Source organism: Prosthecobacter sp. (assembly GCF_044226605.1).
Classification (GTDB): domain Bacteria; phylum Verrucomicrobiota; class Verrucomicrobiia; order Verrucomicrobiales; family Verrucomicrobiaceae; genus Prosthecobacter.
This window is the reverse complement of record NZ_JBGAGS010000001.1, coordinates 269,131-273,491: the sequence shown is the minus strand read 5'-3', so window position 1 is coordinate 273,491 and position 4,361 is coordinate 269,131. Positions and strand designations below refer to the sequence as shown.

Below are 4,361 nucleotides of genomic sequence, written 5' to 3'. Positions count from 1 at the left end.
AGCTCCGCTGCTTTGTGCACAAGCAGAAAGCCCGATCCGCCCTGGAGGCTGGATCGGGCTTTTCGTATCACGAGTGGTTGAAAACGAGACTTGCTCTGACCCAGCGAAGGTTTTCGGCAGGCCTTTCCGACATTCATACGCGGGAGGCGGGACGGCCCCCCATCTGTCAGCATGTTGAAAGGCTTATGACGCGCGAATGTCCTCGTAGGCGGGCGGTTTGGCGGAGTGCGCGCTGGAGCAAACTACGTCCATGGAGCCAAACACGGTCGACCGACGGGCGGGGGCTATGCTGCTGGCCCTGTTCGGAATCGGGCTCCGGCTTCGATTCTGAAATAGACCCAATTTCAAGAGGTCGTGGTGTGATGGCCGGCTACCCCGCTGGAAGCAGGCCTTGCCCGCCACGCTGCCTTTTGCTTGGTTGAAATCAACCGGGCAGGAGTCGCGCAGCCACCTGCCGGGCGATATTGAGCAGGCGTTTTTTCTCTTCCTCGGTGAAGTCATAGGGCACCAGTTTGCCGATGCCCAGCGTGCCGCACAGGCGCGCTCCATCCATCACAGGCACGGCCAGCGTGCCTTGCACCTGAGTTTGTTTTGCTCCCGGCTTGGCGACGCCAGACGTGTCCGTTTGCAAATTGCACATCTCCACGGGCTCCTGCCGCTCGGCCGCCACTCCGGCGATGCCTTTGCCTACCGGAATCGACTGGATGATCGGCATCAGAGCTTCTGGAATGCCTTGATGCGCCACCAGTTTCAGGTGGCGGTCCGCAGGATCCAGACGGTGCAGCGTCCCAGTCGTGCAGCCGAAATCCGTGATCGTTTGGGAAAGGAACTCTGCCCAGGTGGGAGGAGGGGTGGAAATCATAGGAAAAGGGGGACGGATGAAGGCAGGATTTGTCGTTGTCGCGGCGGGCGCAGGCGTTACTCTGGTGCAATCTTCGTTTCTGTCATGAAATCCTGCTTTGCTTTTTTTGTCCTTCTTTGGCTGACATCTGCCGCTGCGCAGCCGGCCGTCCAGTCCAATGCGCCCATTGTGGCCAAGAGCACCTATCACAAGGACAACTCACACTCTGAGACCATCCTCGACAAGACCACCAACGAGCTCATCGAGTCCACCTACAACCCTGGCGGCGCTCTTGTGGCCAAGAAACACTATCTCCTCAACGAGCGCGGCCTGCCCACCCAGGGGCACATCTACGACGGCCGGGGCAATCTCGTCGCCCGCTCCCAGGTCTATTTCGACGCCTATGGCCGTGCCACTGAAATGCGGTCCTTCAATCTCAACGGGCAGTGCTATCAGCAGGTGATTTATGGCTACGATGCCCAGGGCAACGCCAAAAAGCCCCAGGTCATCAATGTGGATCCTCGGGCCGCCCCCACCATCCGTCCTGGCGTGATGGACTTCACGCAGACCACGGCTCCTCCCAGCCAGGTTCCGACTCAAATGACACCCCAGATGCAGATGCAGCTGCAATATCAACAGCAGCAGATGCAAATGCAGCAGCAAGGCTCTGCCCAGCCGGCCCCTGCTCCTGAGCCCCCAAAGCAAAAGTCTCTTTGGAAGCGTATCTTTGGCCCCAAAGAAAAGTAAACAGCGTTCCTACCGGATGGAAGTCCCCGCACCCGGCCAGCGCTGGATCAGTCAAAGCGAGCCCGAACTCGGCCTCGGCATCGTCAGCAGCATTGAAGGCAGCTTCATCGACCTGCGCTTTCCTGCCGCAGGCGAGCAGCGCCGCTACGCACGCAATGGCGCCCCCCTCCGGCGCGCCAGTTTCCAGGCTGGCGACAAAATCACCCTGCGGGATGGGGCCGAGCATCAAATCGACTCTGTCAGTTCCATTGACGGCGCCTTGCTCTACCACTGCGGCCCGCACCGCATACCCGAGGCTGACCTCGCGGACACTCTGAGCCTGGGGGGGCCGCAGGAACGCCTCCTTGCCGCCAGCATTGATGATCTTCAGGCTTTCGCCCTGCGCGCTGAAGCCGTCGAGTGGCGCTGCCGCATGCAGGCTTCCCCGGTGCGCGGCTTTATCGGAGGCCGCGTCGATCCCATCCCGCATCAGATGTCCATCGCCGCGGATGTCACTGCACGACTCCTGCCGCGCGTGCTTCTGGCGGATGAAGTGGGGCTTGGCAAAACCATCGAAGCCGGCCTTATCCTGCACCGCCTCCATCTCACCGGCCGCGCCTCGCGCATTCTCGTGCTGGTCCCGGATGCCCTGCCGCACCAGTGGTTTGTCGAGCTCCTGCGCCGCTTCAATCTCATGTTCAGCCTCTTCGATGAAGAGCGCTGCGCCGCCATCGAAGCCGGCGACCCCGAGGGCAATCCCTTCCTCGACAGCCAGCTCGTGCTCTGCCCTCTGTCCCTGCTTAGCGGCTCGCCAAAACGCGCCCTGCAGGCCGCAGAGGCTGCCTGGGACCTGCTGATTGTCGATGAGGCTCACCACCTTGAATGGACGGTCGAATCGCCAGGAACCGCCTATCAGGTCGTGGAGGCCATTGCCCGGCGTGTGTCAGGCGTTTTGCTGCTGACAGCTACGCCGCAGCAGCTCGGTGCCGAAGGCCATTTCGCCCGTCTCCGCCTTCTTGATCCCGACCGCTATGGCGATCTGAACGAGTTTCTGGCCGAATCCTCCCGCTACGAGGCGGTGGCCCAGGTCGTCGATCGCATCCTGCAAGGGGGGCAGATGAGCGATGCGGATCGTGAGCTCTTCGCCAGCCACTCTCCGCGTGTCCAGCAGCACGCTGCTCAGCTGGCAGCCGGGGAGGAATCCGCCCGCCAGCGCCTGGTGGCCGACCTCCTCGATGAATTCGGCACCGGCCGCGTCATGTTTCGCAACACGCGCGCCGTTATCCAGGGCTTCCCGCCGCGCCGGTGTCATCTCCGTCCGCTCGGCGTGCAGGACCATTCCACGCCGGAAGACACGCTCATCCGCTGGCTTGCCGCCACGTTGCGGGAACTGGGAGAGGCCAAGGTCCTTCTCATCTGCCGCACCCGCAAGCTGGCCGAAGACGTCCACGAGCGTCTTCTGCGCGAGATCAATGTCCACGCGGTGCTTTTTCACGAGGGGCTCACCCTGATGCAGCGGGACCGCCACGCCGCTGCCTTTGCCGATCCCGAAGGCGCGCGCATTTTGATCTGCTCAGAAATCGGCAGCGAAGGGCGCAATTTTCAGTTCGCCCAGCACCTCGTGCTCTACGATCTCCCCCGCGATCCCGAACTGCTGGAGCAGCGCATTGGCCGTCTCGACCGCATCGGCCAGAAGGGAGCCATCAACATCCACGTGCCGTTCATCACCGGCGGGGAAGGGGAGGTGCTTGCCCGCTGGTACCATGAAGGGCTGGATGCCTTCGAGCACAGCCTGCAGGGCGCCACGCAGCTGTTGCACAGCTTTGCCGCTGAAATCGAAGCGCTGTGCGCGGAGTTTGATTCCAAAAAACTCGCTGCGTGCATCCGCCGCAGCAAGGCGCTGCGGCTCGAAGTGCGCCAGAAGCTTGAACGCGGTCACAACCGCCTCCTCGAACTCAACTCCTGCAAGCCCCGCCTCGCCGCACGCATGATCGAGCGCATCCGCGATGTCGACGCCCAGCTCGACTTCGAGCGCTTTTTCATCCGCCTGCTGGATCACTTTGGCATGCATGTGGAGGAGATGACGCACCGCACCTGGTACATCCGGCCGGACAATCTCATCACCGATGCCCTGCCTTCGTTGCCGGAAGAAGGTCTCACGTTTTCCTTTGATCGGGAGCGCGCCCTTTCCCGCGACCATGAAGCTTTCATGAGCTGGGATCATCCGCTGGTCTGTGCAGCCCTCGATGTGCTGCTCGGCTCTCCCGCAGGCAATGCGGGCTTTGCCTTCTGGAAAGCCTCCGGTGGCGAAGGGCTCGTCCTGCAGACCTGTTTCATCGCCGAATGCATCGCACCTCCGGCGCTGCATGCCACACGCTTCATGCCCGCCACACCTCTGCGCATCGCGGTCGATCACCAGGGCCGCGATCTCAGTGCAGATCCTGCTTTCAGCCGCGCCAGGCTCACCCCGGGAGATCCCACCCGCACCGTCGAAAACGAAGCCGTGCGTCACAAGCTTCTTCCCGCCATGCTCAGCAAGGCGCAGAAGCTTGCCGAAGCCCAGCTCAAAACGCAGCAGCAGCGTGCCGTCACTGCCATGCGCAAGCAACTGGACGAAGAGATAGCCCGTCTTGAAGACCTGCAGGCGCGCAATCCCCACGTGCGTGCCGAGGAAATCACCGCGCTGCATGCACAGCGGGAGGCTCTTTCTACTGCGATCGCGGCCACCGCCCTGCGCCTTGATGCGGTGCGGCTGGTGCTGAGGCTGAAATAAAAAGCCGAAGTCTTTCGACTT

The 4,361-nt window shown here is 62.2% G+C and carries 3 protein-coding genes; 2 read left to right on the top strand and 1 reads right to left on the bottom strand.

The genetic code is table 11. From position 1 onward, the window contains the following. Positions 1–424 precede the first annotated feature (424 nt). Positions 425–862: a GAF domain-containing protein gene (locus tag ACILSO_RS01065; protein ID WP_395735496.1), complete on the bottom strand. Its 438-nt coding sequence runs from the start codon at positions 860–862 to the stop codon at positions 425–427. 84 nt (positions 863–946) lie between these two features. On the opposite strand from ACILSO_RS01065, the gene ACILSO_RS01060 reads away from it, so the two are divergent. Both ACILSO_RS01060 and ACILSO_RS01055 read left to right on the top strand, forming a co-directional pair. Then, entirely contained in the window at positions 947–1,588 is a 642-nt protein-coding gene (locus ACILSO_RS01060) for a hypothetical protein (RefSeq protein ID WP_395735495.1), read from the top strand. A gap of 16 nt (positions 1,589–1,604) precedes the next feature. Continuing rightward, complete coding sequence (locus tag ACILSO_RS01055; RefSeq protein WP_395735494.1) at positions 1,605–4,340, top strand: helicase-related protein; 2,736 nt, start codon at positions 1,605–1,607, stop codon at positions 4,338–4,340. Positions 4,341–4,361 lie beyond the last annotated feature (21 nt).